This is a genomic window from Cellulosimicrobium sp. NPDC057127, from assembly GCF_042670945.1.
GTDB lineage: Bacteria > Actinomycetota > Actinomycetes > Actinomycetales > Cellulomonadaceae > Cellulosimicrobium.
In genome coordinates this window covers 1-25,659 of the sequence record NZ_JBHUUP010000020.1, presented here as the reverse complement: position 1 = coordinate 25,659, position 25,659 = coordinate 1, and the positions used below count along the sequence as shown (strand labels likewise).

At 76.5% G+C, this 25,659-nt stretch carries 19 protein-coding genes and 1 pseudogene; 11 read left to right on the top strand and 9 right to left on the bottom strand.

From position 1 onward, the window contains the following. Positions 1-50: 50 nt before the first annotated feature. Genes ACFTZA_RS15835 through ACFTZA_RS15825 form a run of 3 tightly spaced genes read right to left on the bottom strand, consistent with a single transcriptional unit; the run spans position 51 to position 7,923 of the window. Positions 51-3,554 carry a UvrD-helicase domain-containing protein gene (locus ACFTZA_RS15835; protein WP_378196987.1) on the bottom strand — a complete coding sequence of 1,168 codons (3,504 nt, stop codon included), beginning with the start codon at positions 3,552-3,554 and terminating at the stop codon, positions 51-53. Next, positions 3,551-6,883: a PD-(D/E)XK nuclease family protein gene (locus ACFTZA_RS15830; protein WP_378196984.1), complete on the bottom strand. Its 3,333-nt coding sequence runs from the start codon at positions 6,881-6,883 to the stop codon at positions 3,551-3,553. Before ACFTZA_RS15830 ends, ACFTZA_RS15835 begins: the two co-directional genes overlap by 4 nt. 47 nt (positions 6,884-6,930) lie before the next feature. Then, complete coding sequence (locus ACFTZA_RS15825; RefSeq protein ID WP_378196981.1) at positions 6,931-7,923, bottom strand: DUF3152 domain-containing protein; 993 nt, start codon at positions 7,921-7,923, stop codon at positions 6,931-6,933. Positions 7,924-7,990: 67 nt separating this feature from the next. On the opposite strand from ACFTZA_RS15825, the gene ACFTZA_RS15820 reads away from it, so the two are divergent. Together ACFTZA_RS15820 and ACFTZA_RS15815 are read left to right on the top strand one after the other, a co-directional pair. Next, entirely contained in the window at positions 7,991-8,707 is a 717-nt protein-coding gene (locus tag ACFTZA_RS15820; RefSeq protein ID WP_378196978.1) for a TetR/AcrR family transcriptional regulator, read from the top strand. A 92-nt stretch (positions 8,708-8,799) separates the two neighbouring features. Next, positions 8,800-9,024: a DUF3107 domain-containing protein gene (locus tag ACFTZA_RS15815; protein WP_378196975.1), complete on the top strand. Its 225-nt coding sequence runs from the start codon at positions 8,800-8,802 to the stop codon at positions 9,022-9,024. A gap of 75 nt (positions 9,025-9,099) precedes the next feature. On the opposite strand, the gene ACFTZA_RS15810 is transcribed toward ACFTZA_RS15815, so the two are convergent. Continuing rightward, complete coding sequence (locus tag ACFTZA_RS15810; RefSeq protein WP_378196972.1) at positions 9,100-9,801, bottom strand: ferritin-like fold-containing protein; 702 nt, start codon at positions 9,799-9,801, stop codon at positions 9,100-9,102. A 320-nt stretch (positions 9,802-10,121) separates the two neighbouring features. Here ACFTZA_RS15810 and ACFTZA_RS15805 point away from each other — a divergent pair, with 320 nt between their 5' ends. Then, a complete protein-coding gene (locus ACFTZA_RS15805; protein ID WP_378196968.1) occupies positions 10,122-11,801 on the top strand; it encodes a DEAD/DEAH box helicase in 1,680 nt (559 codons plus the stop codon). Positions 11,802-11,933: 132 nt separating this feature from the next. Here ACFTZA_RS15805 and ACFTZA_RS15800 read toward each other — a convergent pair whose 3' ends face one another. Genes ACFTZA_RS15800 through ACFTZA_RS15790 form a run of 3 tightly spaced genes read right to left on the bottom strand, consistent with a single transcriptional unit; the run spans position 11,934 to position 14,653 of the window. Continuing rightward, a complete protein-coding gene (locus ACFTZA_RS15800) occupies positions 11,934-13,127 on the bottom strand; it encodes a CynX/NimT family MFS transporter (RefSeq protein WP_378196965.1) in 1,194 nt (397 codons plus the stop codon). A 10-nt stretch (positions 13,128-13,137) separates the two neighbouring features. Then, positions 13,138-13,770: a MarC family protein gene (locus ACFTZA_RS15795; RefSeq protein ID WP_378196962.1), complete on the bottom strand. Its 633-nt coding sequence runs from the start codon at positions 13,768-13,770 to the stop codon at positions 13,138-13,140. A gap of 43 nt (positions 13,771-13,813) precedes the next feature. Then, positions 13,814-14,653 carry a PHP domain-containing protein gene (locus ACFTZA_RS15790; RefSeq protein WP_378196959.1) on the bottom strand — a complete coding sequence of 280 codons (840 nt, stop codon included), beginning with the start codon at positions 14,651-14,653 and terminating at the stop codon, positions 13,814-13,816. A 127-nt stretch (positions 14,654-14,780) separates the two neighbouring features. On the opposite strand from ACFTZA_RS15790, the gene ACFTZA_RS15785 reads away from it, so the two are divergent. Then, on the top strand, positions 14,781-15,653 hold the full coding sequence (locus ACFTZA_RS15785; RefSeq protein WP_378196956.1) for an alpha/beta fold hydrolase: 873 nt from the start codon (positions 14,781-14,783) through the stop codon (positions 15,651-15,653). After that, positions 15,650-17,290, top strand: a complete 1,641-nt coding sequence (locus ACFTZA_RS15780) for an aminopeptidase P family protein (RefSeq protein ID WP_378196953.1) — start codon at positions 15,650-15,652, stop codon at positions 17,288-17,290. The genes ACFTZA_RS15785 and ACFTZA_RS15780 overlap by 4 nt, the downstream gene beginning before the upstream one ends. 67 nt (positions 17,291-17,357) lie before the next feature. Here the strand turns inward: ACFTZA_RS15780 and ACFTZA_RS15775 are convergent, their stop codons facing one another. After that, the gene (locus ACFTZA_RS15775) at positions 17,358-18,137 is read right to left on the bottom strand and encodes a general stress protein (protein ID WP_378196951.1); all 780 of its coding nucleotides are present in this window, start codon (positions 18,135-18,137) and stop codon (positions 17,358-17,360) included. 110 nt (positions 18,138-18,247) lie between these two features. Between ACFTZA_RS15775 and ACFTZA_RS15770 the strand changes: the two genes are divergently transcribed. Then, positions 18,248-19,564, top strand: a complete 1,317-nt coding sequence (locus tag ACFTZA_RS15770) for a magnesium transporter MgtE N-terminal domain-containing protein (RefSeq protein WP_378196948.1) — start codon at positions 18,248-18,250, stop codon at positions 19,562-19,564. Then, positions 19,557-20,066 carry a DUF1003 domain-containing protein gene (locus tag ACFTZA_RS15765; RefSeq protein ID WP_378196945.1) on the top strand — a complete coding sequence of 170 codons (510 nt, stop codon included), beginning with the start codon at positions 19,557-19,559 and terminating at the stop codon, positions 20,064-20,066. Before ACFTZA_RS15770 ends, ACFTZA_RS15765 begins: the two co-directional genes overlap by 8 nt. 18 nt (positions 20,067-20,084) lie before the next feature. Here ACFTZA_RS15765 and ACFTZA_RS15760 read toward each other — a convergent pair whose 3' ends face one another. After that, positions 20,085-20,882, bottom strand: coding sequence for a maleylpyruvate isomerase N-terminal domain-containing protein (locus ACFTZA_RS15760; protein ID WP_378196942.1), 798 nt, complete (start codon positions 20,880-20,882; stop codon positions 20,085-20,087). Between the two features lie 70 nt (positions 20,883-20,952). Here ACFTZA_RS15760 and ACFTZA_RS15755 point away from each other — a divergent pair, with 70 nt between their 5' ends. The 4 genes and pseudogenes from ACFTZA_RS15755 (at position 20,953) to galK (ending at position 25,540) form a co-directional block, all read left to right on the top strand. Beyond that, the gene (locus ACFTZA_RS15755; protein WP_378196939.1) at positions 20,953-22,104 is read left to right on the top strand and encodes an Mrp/NBP35 family ATP-binding protein; all 1,152 of its coding nucleotides are present in this window, start codon (positions 20,953-20,955) and stop codon (positions 22,102-22,104) included. A 114-nt stretch (positions 22,105-22,218) separates the two neighbouring features. Then, positions 22,219-22,992 carry a DeoR/GlpR family DNA-binding transcription regulator gene (locus tag ACFTZA_RS15750; protein WP_378196936.1) on the top strand — a complete coding sequence of 258 codons (774 nt, stop codon included), beginning with the start codon at positions 22,219-22,221 and terminating at the stop codon, positions 22,990-22,992. A gap of 34 nt (positions 22,993-23,026) precedes the next feature. Continuing rightward, positions 23,027-24,229, top strand: a pseudogene (gene galT, locus ACFTZA_RS15745) (galactose-1-phosphate uridylyltransferase); the annotation flags it as partial. Beyond that, complete coding sequence (gene galK, locus ACFTZA_RS15740; RefSeq protein WP_378197020.1) at positions 24,215-25,540, top strand: galactokinase; 1,326 nt, start codon at positions 24,215-24,217, stop codon at positions 25,538-25,540. The pseudogene galT and the gene galK, both read left to right, overlap by 15 nt. The last annotated feature ends 119 nt before the right edge of the window (positions 25,541-25,659 follow it).

Genomic DNA, 25,659 nt, shown 5'->3' with positions numbered 1-25,659 from the left:
CGCGACCGACCGAGCCCGACCGCTCCCGACCGAGCAGCGTCGCGGAGCGCTCACCCGCGCAGCAACGCCTCGATCTCCGCCTCGCCGAGCAGCCGGTCGGGGCGCACCGTCTCGTCGGAGGCGACGTGGTAGAAGGCCGCGTGCACCTTCTCCAGGGGCAGGCCGGACCACCGGGACCACGCGAGCCGGTACACGGCGAGCTGCACCTCGCGGTTGCGACGGGCCTGCGGGTCGGACGGCGCACGGCCGGTCTTCCAGTCGACGACGACGACCGCGTCCCTCGCGCCGCCGGCGTGCTCCGGGAGCTCGGGGAACACCGCGTCGATGCGTGAGCGCAGCACGGTGGACCCGACCGGCGTCTCGACGTCGACCTCGACCGCGACCGGCGTGCGTGCCGCCCACGACGACGCGAGGAACGTGCGCTGGAGCGCCTCGAGGTCCTGGTCCGGGTCGATGTCCTCGTCGTCGGCGCCGGGGAGGTCGTCGACGTCGAGCAGGGACGAGGCCCGGAAGTACCGCTCGGCCCACAGGTGGAACTGGGTCCCGCGCCGGGCGTGCACGGTGGGTTCGCCCGGCACCGGCCGGCGCAGGTGCAGGGCGTACTCCGCGCGGTCGCTCGCGAGCCGCACGAGCCCGGACGCCGACACGTGCGCCGGCAGGGCGACGTCCCGGTCCGCGCGGTCGGCCCGCTCGGCGAGGAGCACGCGCGCGAGCGCCACGAGGTCCCGTCCGTCGGCGTCGACGAGCACGCCCTCGCGCGCGGTGAGGCCGGCCGCGGAGCCGTCCTCCTCGGTGTCCCGCGCACCGGACCGGGCGCGGCCACGTCCCGCGGCCGCGCGGGCCACGCGCTCGGCGGTCGCGCGCAGCACCGCGCGCGCCGAACCCGGGGCGGCGTCGTCGCCCGCCGGCCAGGTCGCGGTGATCTCGACGTCCTCGAGCGGGTTCGTGGCACCCGGCTCGGGGACGGGCGCCCAGCCGTCGGTCGTGACCGTCCCCGCCTCGGCGAGCTCGAGCAGGAACGGCGACAGCGCGCGCGGGTTCGACCCGCCCTGCCACCAGGCGGCGGTCAGCAGGAGCTCGCGCCGCGCGCGCGTGAACGCGACGTAGGCCAGCCGCCGTTCCTCGGCGAGCTGGTGCTCGCCGCACTCGGCCCGGAACGCGTCGCGGCGCGCGACGAGGTCCTTCGTGTCGCTCGCGAGGTCGTAGCGGAACGCCGGCAGGTCCGCGGCGTCGCCGCGCAGCGGGTACGGGAGCTGCGCGACGTCCGTCAGCCAGCCGCTGTCCGCGCGTGTCCCGGAGGCGGACCGCGCGACCGTCGGGAACACGCCGTCGACGAGCCCGGGCACCGCCACGACGTCCCACTCGAGGCCCTTGGCGGCGTGCGCGGTGATGACCTGCACGGCGTCCGGGTCGGGTTCGCGCACGGGCAGGTCGAGGCCGTTCTCGCGCGACGTCGCCACGCCGAGCCACGCGAGGAACGCCCCGAGGGTCGCGACGTCGGCCGTCTGCGCGAACGTCGCCGCGACGTCACGGAACGCGTCGAGGTGCTCGCGCGCGCGGTCGCTCACGGCGTCGGGGTCCGCGAGCCCCGGGGTCGCGAGCAGCGCGGCGGTGGTCGCCGCCTCCACGTCGAGACCGAGCGCCCGCTCGGCCTCGACGACGAGCTCGGGCAGCGACAGGTAGGTCAGCCCGCGCAGCGTGCGCAGGACGTCGGCGAGTGCCGTCAGCCGGGCGTGGGCCGCGGCGCCGAGCACGCGCCCGTCGGTCGCCGCCGCGCCCGGCGCGGGCAGGTCGTCGAGCGCGTCCACGATCGAGCGGTGGTCGACGACGTCGCCCTCCACGACCGCCGGGGGCGTGCCGCCGTCCCCCGCGGTGGTCCCGCGCCGGTCGCGCGGGAGCCGTCCCGGTCCGCCGTCGAGGCGGGCGAGGTCGGCGGCGTGCGCGCCGAGGGCGTGCAGGTCCGCCGCACCGAGGTTGACGCGAGGACCGGTGAGGAGCCGCACGAGCGCGTCGCCGCGCGAGGGGTCGTGCACCGCCTCCAGGAGGGTCACGACGTCCACCACCTCGGGTGTCGTGAGCAGGCCGCCGAGCCCGACGACCTCGACCGGCAGGCCGCGACGGCGCAGCGCCACCTCCAGGGCCGCGAACTGGCTGCGCTTGCGGCACAGCACCGCCGCGGTGACACGCCCTCCCGGTGCCCGTCCCGGGCGCCACCGCGCGGCGACGAAGTCGGCGACGGCCGCCGCCTCCTCCTCGGCGGTGCCCGCGACGTGCGCGCTCACCGCGCCCGGCCCGGCTCCCGGGCGCAACGACAGCGGGGGCACGGCCACCGCTCCGCCGGGACCCCCGTCGCCGCGCAGCGGTGCGGAGGTCACGTTGGCCGCGGCGAGCACCGCGGCGTCGTTGCGCCACGACGTCGACAGGTAGTGCACGGCTGCGCCGGCACCGTCCGAGCGACGGAACCGGTCGGGGAACCGCGCCAGGCCGCCGGCGCTCGCGCCCCGCCAGCCGTAGATCGACTGGTGCGGGTCGCCGACGGCCGTCACCGCGTGGCCGCCGCCGAACAGCCCGGCGAGGAGCTCGACCTGCGCGTGGGAGGTGTCCTGGTACTCGTCCAGCAGGACGACGCGGTACCGCGCGCGCTCGGTCGCGCCGACGACCGGCACCTCGCGCGCGAGCCGCGCGGCGAGCGCGACCTGGTCGCCGAAGTCGAGCGAGTCGGTGGCGCGCTTGCGGCGCCGGTACTCCGCGACGACGTCGAGGAGCCGGACCCTCTCCGCGACGTCGCCGACGAGCTTGGCGACCTCCTTGGTGCGCGCCTTCTGTCTCGGGCCGAGCGGGAGGCCGTCGAGGGTCTCGGCGATGTCCGCGAGCCGCTCGCGCGCGTCCAGCGGCTCGAGGAGGTGCTCGCCCAGCGCGCCGGACAGGCCGAGCACGGCCGCCACGACCGTGCTCACCGCCCGGTCGGTGCCCAGGTCGTCGTCCCAGCTCTCGACGACCTCGGACGCGAGCTGCCACTGCTGCGCCTCGCCGAGGAGCCGTGCGCCCGGCTCGATGCCCACCCGCAGCCCGTGGTCCGCGACGAGGGACGCCGCGTACGCGTTGTACGTCGCGACCGTGGGGCGCTCGAGCACCGTGAGCGCCGACGTGGCCGTACCGCGGGCACGGGCGAGCTGCGCGAGCCGGGTCTGGACGCGCTCCGCGAGCTCGCCCGCGGCCTTGCGCGTGAAGGTCAGGCCCAGCACCGCGTCGGGCGCCACGAGCCCGTTCGCGATGAGCCAGACGACGCGCGCGGCCATCGTCTCCGTCTTGCCCGAGCCGGCGCCGGCGACCACGAGGGCCGGGTCGAGCGGCGCCTCGATGACCTCGACCTGCTCGGGCGTCGGGCGCGGCCGGCCGAGCAGGTCCGCGATCGCGGTCGCCGAGAGCGTCGGCGTGCCCGGCGTACCCGTGCCCGCGCCGGTGCCCGGGTCCGCCGTCGGGGCGTCCGCCGCGTCGAGGAGCCGCACGGCCGGCTGCGCGTCGTCCGGCAGCTCGAAGAGCTCGCTGCTCATGCCACGACCTTCCTGCCCTCGGGCTGCACGGGGCACGAGCGCCGCACGGGGCACACCTCGCACAGCCCGTTCTGACGTGCCGTGAACGTCGACGACGCCATGGTCGCCGCCGCGTCCTCGACGAGGTCGCGCGCCCAGCTCGAGCCGTCCGGCGCGGGGTCCAGGGCCGGCTGGGCGACGACGGCGTGACCGACGTGCGTGCTGCCCACGTACACGAGCTGGGCGCCCGCGCTGCGCGTGCCCTCCGGCAGGTCGAGCCCGCCCGCCTCGACGGCGAGCTGGTATGCGCCCAGCTGCGGGTGCTCGGCGCCCTCGGCCTTCGTCGCCGTGCGGCGGCCGGTCTTGAGGTCGACGACGCGCACCTTCCCCTCGCCGGCGTCCTCGACCCGGTCGATCGTGCCGCGCAGGCGCGCGCGACCCACGGTCAGGTCGAACGACGGCTCGACGAGCACCGGCTCCCCCGCCTCGGCGAGGTACGCGGCGAGCTTCTCGACCATGCGGTCCGCGCGGCGGCGCAGCTGGCGCGAGGGCCAGCCCTCGGGCAGCGCGAGCTCCGGCCAGCGCCGGTCGAGCTCCGCGCGCAGGTCCGTCAGCGAGCCCGACGGCGCGCTCTCGGCGATCGAGTGCACGAGCGTGCCGAGGTTCTGGTGCGCCGCGTCGGGCGCGGTGCCGCCCGCCGCCTCGAGCGACCAGCGCAGCGCGCACGTGGCGACCGTCTCGACCTTCGACGGCGAGACGGTGACCGTCTCGTCGTCCGCACGCAAGGGGCTCGTGCTGGAGACCGGCGCGACGCCGTACCACGTCTCCGGCCGCGCCTCGGCGACGCCGAGCGCGCCGAGGTCCGCGAGCAGACGGGCGGCCTCCCCCGCCGGCGTCCCGGGCGGGCCCGGGTCGTCCGGACCGGTCGCGCCCGCGTCCTGGCGCGCCGCGTCAGCGACCAGCGCCGAGCGCGCGGCGGCGACGAGGCCCCGCAGGTCGAGAGGGGCGCCCACGTCGACGTGCCGGCGCACGCCGCCCACGCCGCCCGTCCCCGCCCCGGACGGCCCGTCCTGACGGTTCGTCCCGCCCGACGGACCGTCGGGTCCGTCACCCGGACCTGCCGGGCCGTCGGGGCCCGTCGGCGGCACGACGAGGTCGCAGAAGACGGACGGTGCGTCCTCGCTGTCCTCGACCGCGGTGACGACGAGGCGGCGCGTCGCGCGGGACGTGGCGACGACGAACGCGCGGAGCTCGTCGGCGAGCACCTGCGCGCGCGCCTCCGGGCCGACGCCGCGCGCGTCGTGGGAGCGGCCGGCGAGGAGCTCCACGAGCGCCTGCGACCCGAGCAGCGAGTCGCGCAGCCGCAGGTCGGGCCAGACACCGTCCTGGACGCCCACGACCACGACGACGTCCCACTCGCCGCCGGCGGCGCCCGCCGGCGTCAGGGCCGCGACCGAGTCGGCACCGCTCGCGCGCGCGGCGAGGGAGTCCGCGGGGAGGTCCTGCGACGCGACGTAGTCGACGAACGCCCGGACCGGAGCCCCGGGCATGCGGTCCACGAACGTCTCCGCCGCCCGGAACAGCGCGAGGACCGCGTCGAGGTCGCGGTCGGCGCGCGCGCCCGCCGGACCGCCGTCGAGCGCCGCGGACCGCCAGCGCTCGGCGAGGCCGGTGGCAGCCCACACGGCCCAGAGCACGGTCTGCGCGCTCGCGCCCGGCTCCTCGGCCGCGGCACGGCCGGCGGCCAGGGCGCGTGCCACCGCGACGGGTCCGCGGCGCACGGGACCGGGCAGCGTCGCCGCGCGCGCCGGGTCCTCGAGCACCTCGACGAGCAGCGCGTCGGACGACCTCCCACCTCCCCCGTCGAGCTCCTCGGCGCGCAGCGCCCGGCGCAGACGGCGCAGCGCGACGACGTCGAGCCCGCCGAGCGGGGAGGTGAGCAGGAACGAGGCCGTCACCGGGTCGAGCGCGGGGCCGCCGTCCGCCGGGGCGACGCACGCGCGCACGGCCGCGAGCAACGGCGACACGGCGGGCTCGTCGCGCAGCGGGACGTCGGACCCCAGCAGCGTGACCGGCACGGACGCCGCGACGAGCTCGCGCCGCAGCGCCGCGAGCCGCCCGCCCGTGCGCGCGACCACCGCCATGCGGTGCCAGGGCGTCCCGCGCAGCAGGTGCTCGGCGCGCAGCTCGCGCGCGACGAACGCGGCCTCCTGCGCCGCGCCGGACAGCACCGCGACCTCGGCCCCCGCGTCCTCGGGGCCGCGGGCTACGGCCCCGCGGTGCACCGCACCGGACAGCGTGCCGACCTGCGCCGCGACCCGGCGCGTCACCGCGCGCAGCGCCTCGGGCTGGCGCCACGCCGTCCCCAGGACGGCGACCCGCGCGCCCATCTCGCCGGGCGTGTCCGTCCCGGGCCGCCGGGGGGCCGACGCGCGCCCGACCAGCCCCGGGCTCGCTCCGCGGAAGCCCTGCACCGCGGAGTCCGGGTCGGCCAGGAGCACCAGGCGCGCGCCGTCGTCCAGCAGCACCTGCAGCAGCCGCGCGGTGGCGACGGTGGCCTCCTGGTAGTCGTCCACGACGACGAGGTCCCAGCCGGGCCGGGGAGCGTCGGGCACCTCGTCGGCCCACGCGAGCAGCGCCTCGGCGGCCTCGTCCACGACGACGGCCGGGTCGAGGCGGGCGCCCGCGTCCGGCGTGCCCCCGCGCAGCGCCGTCACGTCGAGGTACTCCGCGTAGAGCTGTGCACCGAGGACCCACTCGGGACGCTCGTGCCGTCGCCCGAGCGCCTCGAGCTCCACCGGGGCGAGGCCGCGCTCGGCGGCACGCATGAGGAGGTCCCGGAGCTCCTGACGCAGCCCGCGCAGCCCCAGCACCTCCGCCGGGAGCCCGTCCGGCAGGGCGAGCGGGGCGCCCTCACCCGCCAGGTGGCCCTCGAGCAGCTCCGCCAGGACGAGGTCCTGCTCGGGCCCGGAGATCAGCGTGGGCACCGCCTCGCCCAGCGCGGCGGCGCGCTCGCGCAGGACGGAGAAGGCGGTCGACGCCGCCGTGCGCACCATCGGCGCGCCGACCGTGCGCCGCGCGTGCGCGGAGAGCCGGTCGCGCGCGGCGGCCGCCGCGCGCCGCGACGCGGCGAGCAGCAGGACCCGGCCCGGGTCGGCGCCGGCCGCGAGCGCCGCCAGCACGACCTCGTGGGCCACGGTCGTCTTGCCCGTGCCCGGTGCTCCGACGACCAGCGTGGCGCCCGGGAGCGACGCCGCCTCCACCGCCGCACGCTGCGACGCGTCGAGCTCGACGCGGGCCTCGAGGTCGACGTCCCGCGGGACGAGACGGGGCGGGGTGGTCCGGAGCACGGTCCCGATCCCACCACGAGCCTCCGACACCTCCCGCCCGGCGTGCGCTACGGCGACGGCCAGCCGTTCGGCAGGCACCCGTCCGTGGTGATCGTCTGCTGGAGCATGACGGGCGCGACGGCACCCGGCGCGGGGCAGGGCTCGTGCCCGTGGCCGAGCACGTGCCCCACCTCGTGGTTGACGAGGTAGTGGCGGTAGGTCGCGACGTCGTCGCCGAAGTCGGCCGCACCGTTCACCCAGCGGTGGAAGTTGAGCACGGCCACCCCCGTGACCGAGTTGCCGCACGAGTACAGGCTCTCGGTCTGCAGCGGCGCGCACAGGCGGTCGGTCGTGGCCGGGCTGGCGAGCACGACGCGGATCGAGGCGTCGTCCGCGGCCGTGCGGGAGAACGTCACGCCGTCGGTCAGCCCCCACCCCCGGGGGTCGTTCAGCGTGGTGAGCACCGCCTGCGCGAGGACCTCGCCGTCGACGGGAAGACCCTCCTCGACCTCCACGCGGACGGACCGGACGGTCCCTGCGCCGGGCGCGGGCGCCTCGCCGGGCACCACCGTGAACGCACCGCCGAGGTCGTGCACGACCTCCGTCCCGAGCAGGCCCGAGCCCGGCTCCGCGACGGGCGGCTCGGGCGCCGGGGGCGGCGTCGGCGCGGGCGGCACCTCGGGCGCCTGCGGCACGTCGGCGGCCGGCGGAGGCGTCGGCGTGAGAGGCATCGGGACGGACGACGGCTCGGAGGACGGCGCCTCGGGGAGCGCGAACGGCTGCGCCAGCTCGTCCCGGACCCGCGACGAGCGGCTCGCGGTGGCCTTGGCGCGCGCGCCGGCGTCGCCCTCCCCGGCGACCACGTCGGGCGCGGCCTCCACGAGCGCGGCGGCCACCGGCACCACGCCCCGGTCCACCCCCGGCACGTCCCACGTCTGCGCGGTGGCGGCGCCGGCGACGAGACCGACGCCCACGCAGGCGAGCGCCGCGACGGTCTGCCACGGACCGCGTCGGCGGGCGCGGTGGGGACGTCGTTCCGCCGAGGCGTCGTGGGGAGGCACGCGCCCATCGTCCCACTCCTCGCGACGCCTGGTCGACCCGACGGCGGCGCGCCGTATCCTCCGCAGCATGACGGGAGCGCCGGCGCGTGCGGGGCACGCCGTCGCGCGCGCCGCCACGCGGACGCGGATGCCCCGCCCGCAGCGGCGCGCGCAGCTGCTCGCGATCGGCGAGGACCTCTTCGCCTCCCACGGCTACCACCACATCTCGATGGACGACATCGCCGGGCGCGCGGGCGTCGGCAAGCCGGTGCTCTACCGGCACTTCCCGTCGAAGCTCGACCTGTACCTCGCGGTCGTGGACGAGCAGGGCGACCGCCTCGTCCGGGAGGTGCACGCGACGCTCGACCCCTACCGGACGTCCGGCACGGCGTCCCGCGCCGGCGACGACGAGGCGCTCGCCCGCGACGGGCTCGCGGTCGTCGAGGGCGTGGTCCGCGCCTACGTCGCCTACGCGCGCCGCGCGGGCCGCTCCTCGACCCTCCTCTTCGAGCCCGACGTCCTCCGCGACCCCGCGGTCCGGGCGCGCGTCCTGGACCACGACGCGCGGATCGCGTGCGCCTTCGCCGACGTCCTGGCGCGCCTCACCGGGCTGACGGGGCCGGAGTCGCTCCTCCTCGCCCGCACGTGCACCGCCGTCGGGCGCGCCGCGGCGACCGAGGCCGTGCGCCCGGACGGCGCCGGCACGGCGGAGGACGTCACGCGACTGGTGCCACGGCTCGTGTGGGGCGGCGTGCACGGGCTGCTCCGACGCCCCGGCCCGCACGCGTCGGGCGCGGGAATCTGACTACTATCGTTCGCGTTGCCGCCGGTGGGCCCACCCGTCGGCGGGCCTGCCGTCGACCTGCCGCGTGCGCGCGGCCGCTGTGAGGAGATCCCGTGGAAGTCACGATCGGTGTGCAGAACCTGGCTCGTGAGCTCGTCGTCGACACCGACCAGTCCCCCGAGTCCGTGGCCAAGGCGGTCTCGGACGCGCTGGGCGGCGCCCCGGCGTTCGAGCTCACCGACGCGCGCGGACGGCGCGTGATCGTCCCGACGGCGTCCCTCGGGTACGTCGAGATCGGCACCGAGGAGCAGCGCAAGGTGGGCTTCGGGTCGCTCTGACCCAGCCCGCCGGGCTTCGTCGACCGGGCCGGACGCCGTGCGCGTCCGGCCCGTCGTCGTCCCGCGGCCGTCGCCTCAGGCGGCGAGACCGAGGCGGTCCATGCGCCGGGTGTGAGCGGCGGTGAGCCGCGCGAACACCCACGGCTGGACGGGCGCCGGCGCCTCGTCGCCCCCCGCCTCCGCTCGCGCCGCCGCGACCAGGAGCCGGTCGAGCGCGGGGTGGTCCGTGAGGGCCGACCCGACGGCGCCGAGCGCCTCGCCGACGAGGCGTCGTCCCCACAGCGCGAGCCGGGAGGCGAGCACCGCGTCCGACGCCGCCGCCTCGGCGATCACGGGCGCGGACCGGTCCGCGGGCGCGTCCTGCGTGAGCGAGCCCACGACGACGTCGCGCGACCGCTCGTCGAGCCCCTGGGCCGCGAGCAGGCAGAAGTCGTCGGCCACGCCCTGCCCGACGTATCCCTTGAGGATGCCCTCCCACCAGCTCGTCGGCGGGGTGCGGGCGTCGAAGTCGTCGAACAGGCCGTCGTACGGCGCCATGCACGTCTCCGGGTCCCCGCCGAGCTCCGCGACGCGCACGAGGACCGCCTCCTGACGGTCGAGCAGCGCGCCCGCCATGCGCGACAGCGCCTGGCGCTGCCCCAGCGTCGGCGCGTGGGCCGCGTCGCCGGCGAGCCGGCCGAAGCTCACGAGCTCGGTGTACGCGACGAGACCGAGGAGCTGGAGCGTGTCTGCGGTCGCCGTGGTCGCCGGGCCCGTCACGTCGTCCACGTCAGTCATCCGGCCAGGATAGTGGCGTGGAGGACGGCCCCGCGCGCGTCCCGTACCGCCCCGCCGTCCGTCCGATACCATGGGCGGGTACATCGGTTGCCCGGTCGTCCTGACCTCACGCGCCCGTCCCGGCCTCGGCCGGCACGAGGGCGACGCCCGCCCCCGTGCGACGACGGCAGGCCCGGGTCCGCTCGGCGGACCTGGCCACGAACCTCCACGATCGGCTGCCGGCCACAGGCGCGTACGACCACGCCCGGGTCCGCCCGGCGCCGGGACCTCACGGCCCCGACGCGGCGAGGACGCGCGCCGGAACGAGACAGAGGGCACCAGTGACCACCACAGACGCGACCACCACGGACGCCACGCCCGACGTGAGCGCCGACGCGCGCACCGTCGCCGCCAGCGTGCAGGCCGACGACACCTCCTTCGCCGACTTCGGCGTGCGTCCCGAGATCGTCGACGCGCTCGCCGACGCCGGCATCACCCACCCCTTCCCCATCCAGGCCATGACCCTGCCGGTCGCGATGTCGGGGCACGACATCATCGGCCAGGCCAAGACCGGCACGGGCAAGACGTTCGGCTTCGGCGTGCCGCTGCTGCACCGCGCGGTCGCGCCGGGCGAGGACGGCTTCGACGAGCTGCCGTCCCCCGGCAAGCCCCAGGCCATCGTCGTCGTGCCCACGCGCGAGCTCGCCGTCCAGGTCGCCAAGGACCTCGAGACGGCGTCGCGGCGCCGCAGCGTCCGCATCGTCCAGCTCTACGGCGGGCGCGCGTACGAGCCGCAGGTCGAGGCGCTCCAGCGCGGCGTCGAGGTCGTGGTCGGCACGCCCGGACGCATGATCGACCTCATGAACCAGGGGCACCTCAACCTCACGCGCGCGAACACCGTCGTGCTCGACGAGGCCGACGAGATGCTGGACCTCGGCTTCCTGCCCGACGTCGAGAAGATCCTGGCCCGCACGCCCGCCCAGCGGCACACGATGCTGTTCTCCGCGACCATGCCGGGCGCGGTCGTGTCGATGGCGCGGCGCTACATGAAGCAGCCGACGCACATCAGGGCGATCGACCCGGACGACGACGGCCGCCAGACCGTCAAGAACATCGAGCAGGTCGTGTACCGCGCGCACGCGCTCGACAAGGTCGAGGTGCTCGCGCGCATCCTCCAGGCGCAGGGCCGCGGCCGCACGATCGTCTTCGCGCGCACCAAGCGCACCGCGGCCAAGGTGGCGGACGACCTCGCGGAGCGCGGCTTCGCGTCCGGCGCGATCCACGGCGACCTCGGGCAGGGTGCGCGCGAGCAGGCCCTGCGCGCCTTCCGCAACGGGAAGATCGACGTGCTCGTCGCGACCGACGTCGCGGCCCGCGGCATCGACGTCGAGGACGTCACGCACGTCGTCAACTACCAGTGCCCCGAGGACGAGAAGACGTACCTGCACCGCACCGGCCGCACCGGCCGCGCGGGCAACAAGGGCACCGCGGTCACGTTCGTCGACTGGGACGACATGCCGCGCTGGTCGCTCATCGACAAGGCGCTGGGCCTCGGCATCCCCGAGCCCGTGGAGACGTACTCGACGTCGCCGCACCTGTACACGGACCTGTCGATCCCCGAGGGCACCAAGGGGCGCCTGCCGAAGGACAAGCGCACCCTCGCCGGCCTCGAGGCCGAGGAGCTCGAGGACCTCGGCGAGACGGGCAAGCGGCACTCGCCGGCCGGGCGCTCCTCCGGGGGCGAACGGTCCGGCCGCGGTGGCGACCGCTCGGGCCGCGGCGGCGAGCGCTCCGGCCGCGGCGGTGAGCGGGGCGGTCGCGGTGGCGAGGGTCGGCGCACGGGCGGCGGCGAGAGCCGTCGCGAGGGCGAGCAGCGCGACGGCGGCGCGGCCGGCGAGCCGGCCGGCGCCGTGACGGGCGAGGGCGGGGAGCGCCGTCGGCGCTCGCGCAACCGGCGCCGCACGCGCGGCGGCAAGCCGGTCGAGCGCACCGAGCAGGGCGGCGCGCCCGCCGCGGAGTAGTCCCGGCAGCACCTCGTGCGAGACCCCGGGTCGTGACGGACCTCCGTCGTGACCCGGGGTCTCGCGCGTCGGGACGCCGTCGTCCGAGCACGGTCGGGTACGGCCCCGGGCACGGCGTCGCCCGGGTGCCGATCAGTCGACGTAGGCGTCGCGTCCCGCGAACCAGGCCGCGACCCCCTGCACCGCGGCGACGCCGACGAGCAGCAGGAGCGGCAGCGTCCACGACCCGCTGGCGTCGTGGGCGAACCCGACGCCGATCGGCCCGAGCGCCGCGAGCAGGTAGCCCGCGGTCTGCGCCATGCCGGAGAGCTCGGACGTGCGCGCCGCGTCGCGCGCCCGCAGGGCCATGAGCGTCAGCACGAGGCTGATGCCCCCGCCCTGGCCGAGGCCGATGAGCACCACCCACAGCGGCGCGGCGCCGGGCGCGAGCACGAGACCGAGCAGTCCACCGCCCACGAGCAGCACGAGGGCGACGCCGATGGCGCGCTGCCGCTGCATGCGGCCGGCGAGCACCGGTGTCGCGAAGGACCCGGCGATGCCGACCATGTTGCCGAGGGCGAGCAGCCAGCCCCCGGCCTCGGCCGTGCGGCCGAGGCCCACGAAGATCTCGGGCAGCCACGCGTTCGTGGCGTAGAACGACAGCGACTGCGTCCCCATGACGACGGTCACGGCCCACGCGAGCGGGCTGCGCCACAGGGACCGCGAGACGGGCAGGCCCGCGTCGCCGCGGAACGGCACCGGGGCGGCGACCGGGGAGCGCAGCGCGCGGGGGGCCCACACGAGCACCCCCGCCACGGCCAGCAGCCCCCACGACGCGAGCGCGCCCCGCCAGTCCAGCCCGACGGCGTCCGCGACGGGGATGGTCAGGCCCGCGGCGAGCGCCGCCCCGCCGGACAGCGACATCGAGTACAGGCCCGTCATGAGCCCGACCCGGTCGGCGAAGTCGCGCTTGACGAGCGCGGGCAGCAGCACGTTGCCGAACGCGATCGCGCTCCCCGCGACGACCGTCCCGGCGAACAGCGCCGCGGTCGTGGGGACGAGCCGCAGGGCGAACCCCGCGCACAGCACCACGAGGCTCGCGCACAGCACGCGCTCGAGCCCCCAGCGACGCGCGAGCGCCGGCGTGACGGGGGCGAGGATCCCGAAGCACAGGACGGGCAGCGTCGTCAGCAGACCCGCCGCGGTGCCGCTCAGCCCTGCGTCGGCCCGGATCTCGCCGAGCAGGGGCGAGACGGCGACGACGGCCGGGCGGAGGTTGAGCGCCGCGAGGACGAGGGCGACGACGGCCCCCGCCGCGAGCGGACGGCGCATCTGCGGGTTCGGCACGTGTCTCCTCCTACGCCGCCTGCACGAACTCCGTGACCGCGTCCGCGACGAGCTGGACGGCGATCGCGGCGAGCAGCAGACCGGCGATGCGTGTGACGAGGATGGTGCCGGAGTCGCCGAGGACGCGGTTGATGACGCCCGCGAAGCGCATGGACAGCCACAGGCACACGTGCACCGCGACGACGCCCGCGGCGATGGCGACCCACTCCGCGACGCCGCCCCCGCTCTCGCCGGCGCGCTGGACGAACACCATGGTGGCGACGATCGCGCCCGGCCCGGCGAGCAGCGGGGTGCCGAGGGGCACGAGCGCGACGTTGACGCCCTTGTTCCCCGACGGCTCCGGGTCCTCCATCTTGCCGGTGAGGAGCTCCATCGCGACGAGCAGCAGGAGCAGCCCGCCCGCCGTCTGGAGCGCCGGCAGGGAGATGTGCATGTAGCTGAGGATCTGCTGCCCGAAGACCGCGAACGCCACGATGACGCCGAACGCGACGAGGATCGCGGTGCGCGCGGCCTGCTTGCGCTGCTTGGACCCCATCGCGCTCGTCAGGCCGAGGAACACGGGGACGGTCCCGGGCGGGTCCATGATGACGAACAGGGTGACGAAGACCTCCGTGAAGAGCCGGACGTCGAACACCTCGCTCATGCGCCGGCCACCCGGGCCGTCCTCGACTCGTCCGCCCGATGGCTCACCGGATCACGTCCAACTGTCCCAGCTCCTCGATCTGCTCCAGCACGGTCGGTGCTGTCGTGTTCTCCCCGAGCCGGTTCGGCTTGCCGGCCCCGTGGTAGTCGCTCGACCCGGTGACGAAGAGCCCCAGGGTGCGGGCCATGTCGCCGAGGCGGGTGCGCTGGCGCTCGTCGTGGTCGCGGTGGTGCACCTCGAGCCCGGCGAGCCCGGCCGCGGCCATCTCCTCGATCACCGCGTCCTGCACCACGCGCCCGCGGCCGTCCGCGCCCGGGTGGGCGAAGACGGGCACGCCACCGGCCGCACGGATCCCGCGCACGGTGGCGACCGCGCCCGGGGCGTAGTGCGGCACGTAGTACGGCGTGCCGGGCGCGAGGACGGTCTCGAAGGCGGTCGAGCGGTCGGTCACCAGACCGGCCGCGACGAGCGCGTCCGCGATGTGCGGGCGGCCGATCGTCGTGCCCTCCACCGTCTGCGCGAGCACATCTTCCCACGTGATCGCGTAGTCCTGGCCGAGCAGGTCGACCATGTGCCGCGCACGGTCGCGGCGCGCGTCGCGCGTGCGCTCGGTCTCGGCGAGGAGCGCCGGGTGCGCCGGGTCGTGCAGGTAGGACAGCACGTGGACGCTGATGCCGCCGGAGCGCGCGGAGACCTCCGCGCCGCGCACCAGCGCGACCCCCGTCCGCAGCGCGGCGTCGACCGCCTGCGCCCAGCCGGCCGTGGTGTCGTGGTCGGTGAGCGCGACGACGTCGAGGCCCGCGGCAGCCGCCGCCTCGACGACCTCCCCCGGTGCGTCGGTCCCGTCGGACGCCGTCGAGTGGGTGTGGAGGTCGATGCGCACGGCCCCAGGATAGTGAGGCCGCCCGCGGCCGGACCGTCGCCCCGGGCACCGGACCCGCACACGATGTTCACGCCGGGCACGGCGCCTCATCATGGCCGTCCCAGGTTGGGGTGCGAGGGTCGTGGGGATGACGACCTCCACCACGCTGCTGCACCCGCGGACCGACGCACGCTCCTGCGACGCCGGCTCCCTCGCCGACGACGCCCCCGCCGTCGTGTTCGTCCACGGCATGCGGACCTCCGGCGCCATCTGGGAGCGTCAGGTCGAGCACGTGCGATCGCTCGGGCACGACGCGGTCGCGGTCGACCTCCCCGCGCACGGCGACCGCGCGCACGAGCGCTTCACGCTCGACCGGTCGTTCGAGGTGCTGGACGACGCCGCGGCCTCCTTCGGCGCGGGCCGCCGCGTGGTGCTCGTCGGGCTGTCCCTCGGCGGCTACACGTCCCTCGCGTGGGCCGCGCGCCGTCCGGACAACCTCGCGGGCGTCGTCGCGGCCGCGTGCACGTCGGACCCCAAGGGCAAGCCCGTCGCGCTCTACCGCGACGTCGCACGGCTGCTGGTGGCGGGCGGTGGCGCCGTCGGGCGCGGCGCCCGCTGGACGGCGCACCGCACGACGACGGCGTGGGCAGCCCTCGCTGACGCCGGCCGGTCGAGGCCCGGCGGCACCGGGCGCGCGCCGGGGACCGCGGCGGTCGACGGCGCGGCGGGTCACCGCCCGGGGTGGGACGTCGTCACCGACGCCCTCACACAGCTCGCCGGCCGGTCGTGGCTCGCGCACGTGCGCCGCGTCGACGTGCCGGTGTGGCTCGTCAACGGCGCGCGCGACCACATGCGCCTGGACGAGCAGCGCTACCTCGCCGCGGCGGCCGACGCGTCGCTCGTCGTCGTGCCGCGCGCGGGCCACGACGTGAACAGCGAGGCGCCCGACGCGTTCAACCGCGTGCTCGGGCGGGCGCTGGCCGACTTCGGCCGAGAGCGCGGTGCGACACTGGTCGCATGACCGACGCCACCCCCGTCACCTCCGAGACCCCCGACCCGAGCGCGGACGCGTCGCAGGACGTCGCCGAGCGCGGGAGCAACCGCTCCCAGCGCCCCGACTCCGACGCGTTCAGGGCGTTCATCACGAGCGGCTGGGCGCCGCGCACGGAGCTCGACGTCGAGCCCTCGGCGGCGGCCCCGTTCGCCGCGGCCCGCCGGGCCGTGCTGTCCGCCCGCTTTCCGGGCGTGCGCCTCGTGGTCCCCGCCGGCCCGCTGAAGGTCCGCTCGAACGACACGGACTACCGGTTCCGCCCGCACTCGGCGTTCGCGCACCTCACCGGGACGGGCTGGGACGCCGACCCCGACGCGGTGCTCGTGCTCGACCCGGTGGAGCCTGGCGCGGGCGACCCCGCGGGGCCCGACGCGGGCAGCGGCCGCAGCGCGCACCACGCGGTGCTGTACGTGCGCCCGCTCGCCGCGCGCGACACCGAGGAGTTCTACGCCGACGCCCGGTACGGCGAGTTCTGGGTGGGCGCCCGCCCGTCCCTGGACGACGTCACGGCCGCCACCGGCATCGACGCGCGCCACGTCGACGAGCTGCGCGACGCGCTCGCGAAGGACGTCGGCCCGGACGGCGTGCACGTGCTCGTCGTGTCGGGCGCCGACGAGGGCGTCGAGGCGCTCGTCGAGGCCATCCGCGCGGAGGCGGGGCTCTCCGACGAGTCCGCCGCCCCGGACGAGCAGCTCACCGAGGCGCAGTGGCTCGAGCGCGCGCAGGAGGCGTTCCGCCGCACCGACGCCGCGCTCGTCGAGGCCGTGTCCGAGCTGCGCCTCGTCAAGGACGCCCACGAGGTGGAGCAGATGCGCGCGGCCGTCGCCGCGACGATCGCCGGGTTCGAGGAGGTCGTGCGCCGCCTGCCGCGTGCTCTCGAGCACCGCCGCGGCGAGCGCGTCATCGAGACGACGTTCGACGCGCACGCCCGCCTGGAGGGCAACACGGTGGGCTACGAGACCATCGCGGCCGCGGGCGAGCACGCGACGACGCTGCACTGGATCCGCAACGACGGCGTCGTGCGCTCCGGCGAGCTCGTGCTCCTCGACGCCGGCGTGGAGGTCGACTCGCTGTACACGGCCGACGTCACGCGCACGCTCCCGGTGGACGGGCGGTACACCGACGTCCAGCGCCGCGTGTACCAGGCGGTGCTCGACGCCGCCGACGCGGCGTTCGCCGTCGCCGTTCCGGGCGCGCGGTTCCGCGACGTGCACGCCGCCGCGATGGAGGTCGTCGCCGCGCGCCTCGAGGAGTGGGGTCTGCTGCCGGTGAGCGCGGCGGAGTCGCTGGCGCCCGAGGGCCAGCAGCACCGCCGCTGGATGGTGCACGGCACGAGCCACCACCTCGGCCTCGACGTGCACGACTGCGCGCAGGCCCGGCGGGAGCTGTACCTCGACGGCGTGCTCGAGCCGGGCATGGTCTTCACGATCGAGCCCGGGCTGTACTTCAAGGCCGATGACCTCGCGGTGCCCGAGGAGTACCGCGGCATCGGCGTGCGGATCGAGGACGACGTCCTCATCACCGCGGACGGCAACGAGAACCTGTCGGCCGCGCTGCCCCGGCGTCCCGAGGACGTCGAGGCCTGGATGGCCTCGCTGCGCCGCTGAGCGCGTCGCGGCACCGCCGGGGGGCGGTGGCCGCGTCCCAGAGCAGCGCCCGTCGGCGCCCCCGGCCTCAGGCCGGGGGCGGCGTCGGGCGCTGCGGGTCGTCCGGGGACGCCGTCGGCCCGTCCTGCGGCGCCTGCTGGCCGGGCTGGCCCGGTGCCGGCGGCGCGCCGTCCGAGGCCGGGCGCATCGCGCCGTAGCGCGGCTCGCCCGTGGGCGTCGTCCAGCGCGGGTCCGGGGTCCGGGCCGGCGGTGCGGGGGTCGCTCCCGCGTCCGGCTGCGGCCCGGTGGGTGCGCTCGGGGCGTGAGGCGCCCCGGTCGGCGTGCCCCACGACGGGTTCGCCGGCGCCGCCGGCCGACGCACGCCGCCCGCGCCCTCGGGCATCTGGGCGAGCAGCTGGCGCGCCTCGCCCGCGCGCTCGGGCGCGCACAGGATCGCGTACGCCGAGGCGACGATCTGGCTCTGCGACGTGAAGTCGCGCCGGCCCTGCGTCAGCGCGTAGGACAGCACGGAGAACAGCAGGCCGAACCCGGCGCCGATGCCGAGGCCGGTGAGCACGTAGCCGCCCTGCCCCGAGAACATGAACAGCAGGAGCCCCACGAAGAGGCCGAACCACGCGCCCGACGCCGCGCCCGCGAGCGCGACGCGTCCGTACGTGAGCCGCCCGGTGACGCGCTCGACCATGCGCAGGTCGGTGCCCACGATCGTCACGACCTCGACGGCGAACTTGTTGTCCGAGAGGTAGTCGACGGCCTTCTGCGCCTCGAGGTACGTCCCGTAGGACGCCACCTCGTCGCCGCGCGGCGGCGTGGGCACACGGGGAGCGGCGTTCTGGCGCGTCATGCTCATTCGCCCAGTCTGTCCTACTGCGCGCCGGTGCGCCACGGAGCCCGCACGGCGCGCGGCGCGCCGTCCGGACCGCCTGCGCGCCACCCGTCCCAGATGCGTAGGCTGACCGCGTGAGTGCTGCCACCACCGTCTTCGTCGCTCGGCTCGCCGGCACCGCCGTGTTCGACCCCATCGGCGACCAGGTCGGCCGGGTGCGCGACGTCGTGGTCCTGCTGCGCCCCAAGGGCGTGCCGCGCGCCGTCGGGCTGGTGGTCGAGGTGCCGGGACGGCGCCGCGTCTTCCTGCCGCTGACGCGCGTCACGAGCATCGACGCCGGCCAGGTGATTTCCACGGGCCTGGTGAACATGCGCCGCTTCGAGCAGCGCGCGCTCGAGTCCCTCGCCGTGAGCGAGCTCCTCGAACGCCGGGTCGACTTCGTCGACGGCAGCGGCACGGGGACGGTCGAGGACCTGGCGATCGAGCGTCAGCGCACGGGCGACTGGCTCGTGACGAAGCTGTACGTGCGGCGGAGCGCGGCGCAGAAGGGAACGCTCCGGCTGCGCCGTCGTGGGGACGCCGTGGTGGTGGACGTCGACGCGGTCACCGGCCTCGCCGGCACGCCCCAGGCCCAGGGCGCGGCGATGCTGCTCGCCGCCTACGACGAGCTCAAGCCGGCCGACCTCGCGGACGTCATCCACGACCTCGGCGAGACGCGTCGCCTCGAGGTCGCCGGAGCGCTCGACAACGAGCGGCTCGCCGACGTGCTCGAGGAGCTGCCGGAGGACGACCAGGTGGCGATCCTCTCCGGCCTCGACACCGACCGCGCCGCCGACGTGCTCGGCGCCATGCAGCCCGACGATGCCGCCGACCTCCTGCACGAGCTGCCCGAGGCGCAGGCCGCCCAGCTGCTCGAGCTCATGGAGCCCGACGAGGCGCGCGACGTGCGACGCCTGCTCGCGTACGGCGAGGACACGGCGGGCGGTCTCATGACGACGGAGCCCGTGGTGCTCGGGCCCGAGACCCCGATCGCGGCGGCACTCGCCCAGATCCGGCGCAAGGACCTCGCGCCCGCGCTCGCGTCCATGGTGTTCGTGGCGCGGCCGCCGCTCGAGACGCCGACCGGCCGGTTCCTCGGCGTCGCGCACTTCCAGCGCCTGCTGCGCGAGCCTCCGCACGCGGCCGTCGGCTCCGTGCTCGACACCGACGTGGAGGGCGTCGCGCCGGGCGTGCCGCTCGGCCGCGTGACGCGCATCCTCGCGACCTACGACCTGCTGTGCGTCCCCGTGCTCGACGCCGAGCGGCGTCTGCTCGGCGCGATCAGCGTGGACGACGTGCTCGACCACATGCTGCCCGAGGACTGGCGCGAGACCGACGAGGTGGAGATCGAGCGACGGCCCGAGGACCCGCGCACCGGCGCTCCGGCGCGGACGGAGGTGACCCGTGGCTGACCGGCTCGACACCCCGAAGTCGGCGCGGCGCTCGCTCCTGCCGCGCTACCGCGTCGACCAGGACGCCGTGGGGCGGGCGACCGAGGGCATCGCCCGGTTCCTCGGCACACCGCGCTTCCTCATCTACCTCACCGTCTTCTGCGCGGTGTGGCTCGCGTGGAACACCGTCGGCCCGGAGGCGCTGCGCTTCGACAAGGCGAGCAACGGCTTCACGGCGCTCACCCTGATGCTCTCGCTCCAGGCGTCGTACGCGGCACCCCTGATCCTGCTGGCCCAGAACCGGCAGGACGACCGCGACCGCGTCACCGCCGAGCAGGACCGGCAGCGCGCCGAGCGCAACCTCGCCGACACCGAGTACCTGGCCCGCGAGATGGCCGCGCTGCGCATCGCCCTCAGCGAGGTCGCCACCCGCGACTTCGTGCGGTCGGAGATCCGCAACCTCCTCGAGGAGCTCGAGGAGCAGTCCGCGCGCGACGCCGACGACGAGACCGTGCGGGACTGACGGCCCCGGGCGGGCTCGTCAGCGCGTGCCGTCCGCAGCGACCTGGCGGAGGCGGTCGACGAGCGACGGGTCGCCCTCGACGGCGAGGCCCTCGGTCCCGCCGCGGCCCCAGAGCCACAGGTCGAGGGCCCAGGCGGGCCCCGCGACCTGGGTGGCCGTCGAGCCGGGCAGGTCCACGAGCTGCGCGGCGTCGAGGTCGTACGCGGTGCCCGACTCCGGGCCCGTCCCGGTGAAGCGCCCGAAGGCCAGCGTCCAGCTCCGTGGCGTCTCCCCCGGTCCGTCCACGGCGACGGCGATCGTCGCGCCGTCGGGCGTGAAGACGCCCCACCCGGGGACGCCGTCGACCATGACGGACAGCACCTCGTCGACACCGTCGGCCGCGACCTCGGCGTCGGCGGGCGTCACGTCGCGGCCTGCCGTCATCTCGGCGTCGGCGCGGTGCACGAGCGCCTCGTGCGCCTGGCGGCGCAGGACCCAGCCGACGCGGCGGCCGTCGTCGTGCCAGGACCAGCACGGCTCGTCGGGGTCGCGCCCGCGCAGCGCCGCGACGAGCCGGCTCGTCGAGCGCTGGAGCAGGGCGGGGAGCTCGGCGTCGGACGCGGGCCGTGGCAGCGGCGGCACGTCGTCGCCCGCCAGCCCGGCACCGGGAGCTGGCCCGACGACGCGCGACCAGAAGTCCTGCACCTCCGCCAGGTGGTACAGCAGGTCCGCGCTCGTCCACTCCGGGCACGAAGGCACCCGGGCGTCCGGCGGAGCGCTGCGCGCCGCGTCGCCGAACAGCTCGCTGTCGCGCTCGAGCGACTCCAGGGCGTCCATCCGGGCAACGTAGTACGGGGCGGGGACACCCGCCCGCCCGCCGGGACACCCGCCCGCCTACGATGGAGCCATGCCCGACCCCTCCACCGCCACGCTCGAGCAGGCCGTCCGCGCGGCGCTCGCCACGGTCCTCGACCCGGAGATCCGGCGTCCCGTCACGGAGCTCGGGATGGTGCGCTCGGTCGGCGTGGACGTCGACGGCACCGCGGGGGCGCGCGTGACCGTGGGCGTGGACCTCACCGTCGCGACGTGCCCGATGCGCGACACCCTCGTGCGCGACGTCTCGGCCGCGGTGCGCGACGTGGAGGGCGTCGCCGGGGTGGACGTCGACCTCGGCGTGATGAGCGCCGAGCAGCGCGCGGAGCTGCGCACCATGCTGCGCGGCGGCGTCGGCGAGCCGGAGATCCCGTTCGCCAAGCCCGACTCGCTGACGCGCGTGTACGCCGTCGCGTCGGGCAAGGGCGGGGTCGGCAAGTCGTCGGTGACGGCCAACCTCGCCGTCGCGCTCGCCGCGGACGGGCTCTCGGTCGGCGTCGTCGACGCCGACATCTACGGCTTCTCGATCCCCCGGATGCTCGGCGTCGACCGCCAGCCCACGCGCGTGGACAGCATGCTGCTGCCCCCCGTGGCGCACGGGGTGAAGGTCGTGTCGATCGGCATGTTCGTGCCGGCCGGGCAGCCCGTGGTGTGGCGCGGTCCGATGCTGCACCGGGCGCTCCAGCAGTTCCTGGCCGACGTGTACTGGGGCGACCTCGACGTCCTGCTCCTGGACCTGCCGCCCGGCACCGGGGACATCGCGATCTCCGTGGCGCAGCTCCTGCCCGGCAGCGAGCTCGTCGTCGTCACGACGCCCCAGGTGGCCGCGGCCGAGGTCGCGGAGCGCGCCGGGTCGGTGGCGACGCAGACCCAGCAGGGCGTCGTCGGCGTGGTCGAGAACATGTCGTGGCTCACCCAGCCCGACGGGTCGCGCCTCGAGCTGTTCGGGTCGGGCGGCGGCGAGCGCGTCGCGACGAACCTCTCGCGCGCCGTCGGCACGACGGTCCCCCTGCTCGGCCAGGTGCCGCTCGACGTGACGCTGCGCGAGGCGGGCGACGGCGGCACCCCCGTGGTGCTCGCGGACCCCGAGGCACCGGCCGCCGTCGCGCTGCGCGACGTCGCACGCGGTCTCGCCCGCCGCCCGCGCGGGCTCGCCGGGCGGTCGCTCGGCGTCACCGTGGTCTGACTGTCGGGTTCGACCGCGGCTCGGCGCCGCCCTGGACCGCCTCGCGCGCGCCTGCGTGTTCAGTCGTGTTCGATCGTGTTGGATTTTCCGACGGGGCTGCACAATACTGTCGCCATGCTCGCAACGCAGCGCCAGGAGCGGATCCTCGCGCAGATCCGCGACACGGGCGCGGTCCGCATCGGCGACCTGACGCGCGACCTCGGGGTGTCGGACATGACGGTCCGCCGCGACCTGCTCGAGCTCGCGGAGCAGGGACTCGTCCGCAAGGTGCACGGCGGGGCGGTGGCCCCGCACACGACCGTGCACGAGCCGGGCTTCGCCGCGAAGAGCTCGCGCGAGGCGGGAGAGAAGCGGGTCATCGCCGAGGCCGCCGCGCGACTCATCGCCCCCAGCTCGTCGATCGCCCTCAGCGCCGGCACGACGACGCACCTGCTCGCCGCGGAGATCGCCGCCTCCCCGGCGCTGCGCCCGCTCACCGTCGTCACCAACTCGCTGCCGGTCGCGGAGTGCCTGCACCGCGCGAACGACCCCCGGCTCGAGACCATTCTCACGGGCGGCTCGCGCACGCCGTCCGACGCGCTCGTCGGCCCGCTCGCCGAGGCCTCGCTCGCCGGGCTGCGCGTCGACCAGACCTTCCTCGGGGCCCACGGCCTCGACCCCGACGTCGGGCTGACCACCCCGAACGTCGACGAGGCGGCGACGAACCGCGCGCTCATCGACGCCGCGGGCCGCACCGTGGTGCTCGCGGACCACACGAAGTGGCACACGACGGGGCTGCGCGTCTTCGCGACGTTCACGGACGTCGACGTGCTGGTCACCGACGCGGCCCTGCCGCGCGCGGAGCAGGACCGCGTCCGCGACCTCGTCGAACAGCTCGTCATCGCCTGACCCACCGACCCTCCGGAACGGACTGCACCCCCGCATGAACCAGCACCTGCGCCGCACCGCGACGCATCTCGCCGACGGCCGTGAGCTCGTCTACTTCGACGACTCCCCCGAGTACGTGTCGGGCGAGCGCACGCGCCGCCTCGACGACCCCCGCCCCCTCCCGGACCGGTTCGCGCCGGTCGCCGGGCCGGACGGCGTGGAGCGACCGTACGAGGGCCCGGAGATGCGGCTCGACCCGCTGAGCGGGGACTGGGTGCCGATGGCCGCGCACCGCATGAACCGGACCTTCCTGCCCGCGGCGGACTCCTGCCCCCTGTGCCCCGCACGGCCCGGCGCCGCGTACTCCGACGGCGAGGTGCCGGACACCGACTACGACGTCGTCGTCTTCGAGAACCGGTTCCCGTCGCTCCAGCGTGTCCCGGGCGTGCCGGACGAGCGCGTGCTGGACGCGCCGCTGCAGGTGCACGGCCCCGCCGCGGGCCGCTGCGAGGTCGTGTGCTTCTCGAGCGACCACCACACCTCGTTCGGCGCGCTCCCGCCACAGCGCGTGCGCACCATCATCGACGCCTGGGCGGACCGCACGGCCGCGCTCAGCGCGCAGCCCGGCGTCGAGCAGGTGTTCTGCTTCGAGAACCGCGGCCGGGAGATCGGCGTCACGCTGCCCCACCCGCACGGGCAGATCTACGGGTACCCGTACGTCACGCCGCGCACCCGCGCGATGCTCACCCAGGCGCGTGCCCACCACGAGCGCACCGGGCGCAACCTGCTGCGCGACGTCCTCGACTCCGAGCTCGCGGACGGCCGGCGCGTCGTCCTGGAGACCGAGCACTGGGTCGCCTACGTGCCGTACGCGGCGCGGTGGCCCGTCGAGGTGCACCTCGCGCCGCGCCGCGACGTGCCCGACCTGCCCGCGCTGACCGACGCGGAGCGCGACGACCTCGCGGTCACGTACCTCGAGCTGCTGCGCCGCCTGGACCACTTCTTCGAGGACGCCGACGGCGCCCCCATCCCCCTGCCGTACATCGCGGCCTGGCACCAGGCCCCCGCGCACGAGGGCCGCTCGGTGGCGGACGGCGGCACGGACGAGGTCACCCTCGCGCGCCTGCACCTGCAGGTCTTCTCGGTGCTGCGAGCCCCCGGGAAGCTCAAGTACCTGGCGGGCTCGGAGTCCGGCATGGGTGCGTGGATCAGCGACACGACGCCCGAGAGGATCGCCGCGCGCCTGCAGGAGCTCGCGCCCGCGGGTGCCGCACGCGGCTGGGTCACGGCGTGGTCGGCGGACGCCGGTGCGACCCGCGCCCGCGCGGTGTTCGCGGACGCGTTCGGTGCGGAGGCCGCCGGTCAGGACGCCGAGGACGCCGGTGCGGGCACCGGCTCCCCGGTGCTCGTCTGGAGCGCGCCGGGCCGAGTGAACCTCATCGGTGAGCACACGGACTACAACGCGGGCCTGTGCCTGCCGATCGCGCTCCCCCACCGCACCTACGTCGCGCTGCGCCCCCGCACCGACTCGCGCGTGCGGCTCGCGTCCGCGCAGGCGCCGGGCGAGATCTGGGAGACCGGGCTCGAGGACGTGGCGCCGGGTGCCGTCTCCGGCTGGGGCACGTACGTCGCGGGGGTCGCCTGGGCGCTGCGCGAGCAGCTCGGCGACAAGGCCGCGGGCGTCACCGGCTTCGACGCGGCGGTCGACTCGTGCGTCCCGTTCGGCGCGGGCCTGTCGTCGTCCGCGGCGCTGGAGTGCGCGGTCGCCGTCGCCCTCGACGACGTCGCGGGTCTCGGCCTTGCCGGGTCGGACGCCGGGCGGGCCGCGCTCGCCGCGGCGTGCATCCGGGCCGAGAACGAGATCGCGGGCGCCCCGACGGGCGGCATGGACCAGTCGGCGTCGCTGCGCGCCCAGGTCGGCCACGCGCTGCTGCTCGACTGCCGCCCGGGTCTCGACCCGACGGAGGCCGTCGAGCAGGTGCCGTTCGACCTCGAGGCTGCGGGCCTCGCGGTGCTCGTCATGGACACGCGCGCGGAGCACCAGCTCGTCGACGGGCAGTACGCCCAGCGCCGCGACACGTGCGAGGCCGCGGCGCAGACGCTCGGGCTGTCCTCGCTGCGCGAGCTCGCCGACACGGTCGCTGCGTCGGAGGACCCGGCGGGCGCGCTCGAGGTCGCGCTCGACAAGCTGCCCTACGACGTCTCCCGCCGTCGGGTGCGCCACGTCGTCACCGAGATCGGTCGGGTGCGCGAGCTCGTCGCGCTGCTGCGCGAGGGCCGCGTCGACGAGATCGGACCCGCGATGAACGCGTCGCACGCGTCGCTGCGCGACGACTACGAGGTGTCGAGCGTCGAGCTCGACGTCGCGGTCGAGGCCGCGCGCGTCGCCGGCGCGCTCGGTGCGCGGATGACGGGCGGCGGGTTCGGCGGCTCGGCCATCGCGCTCGTCGCGGCCGACCGCGCCGAGGCCGTGGCCGACGCCGTCCGCGCGGCCTTCGAGCGCGAGGGCTTCGGCGCCCCCGGGTTCCTCCTCGCCGTCCCCTCGGCACCGGCCGCCGCCGTCGCCTGAGACACAGGACGGCCGCCCCTCCGGTCGGGACCGGAGGGGGGGCCGGCTCGGTGGTGGTGAGACGTCGGTCGTGACGACGAGCGGCGCGGGGGGGCTCCACCCCGCGGCGGGCGGCCGCG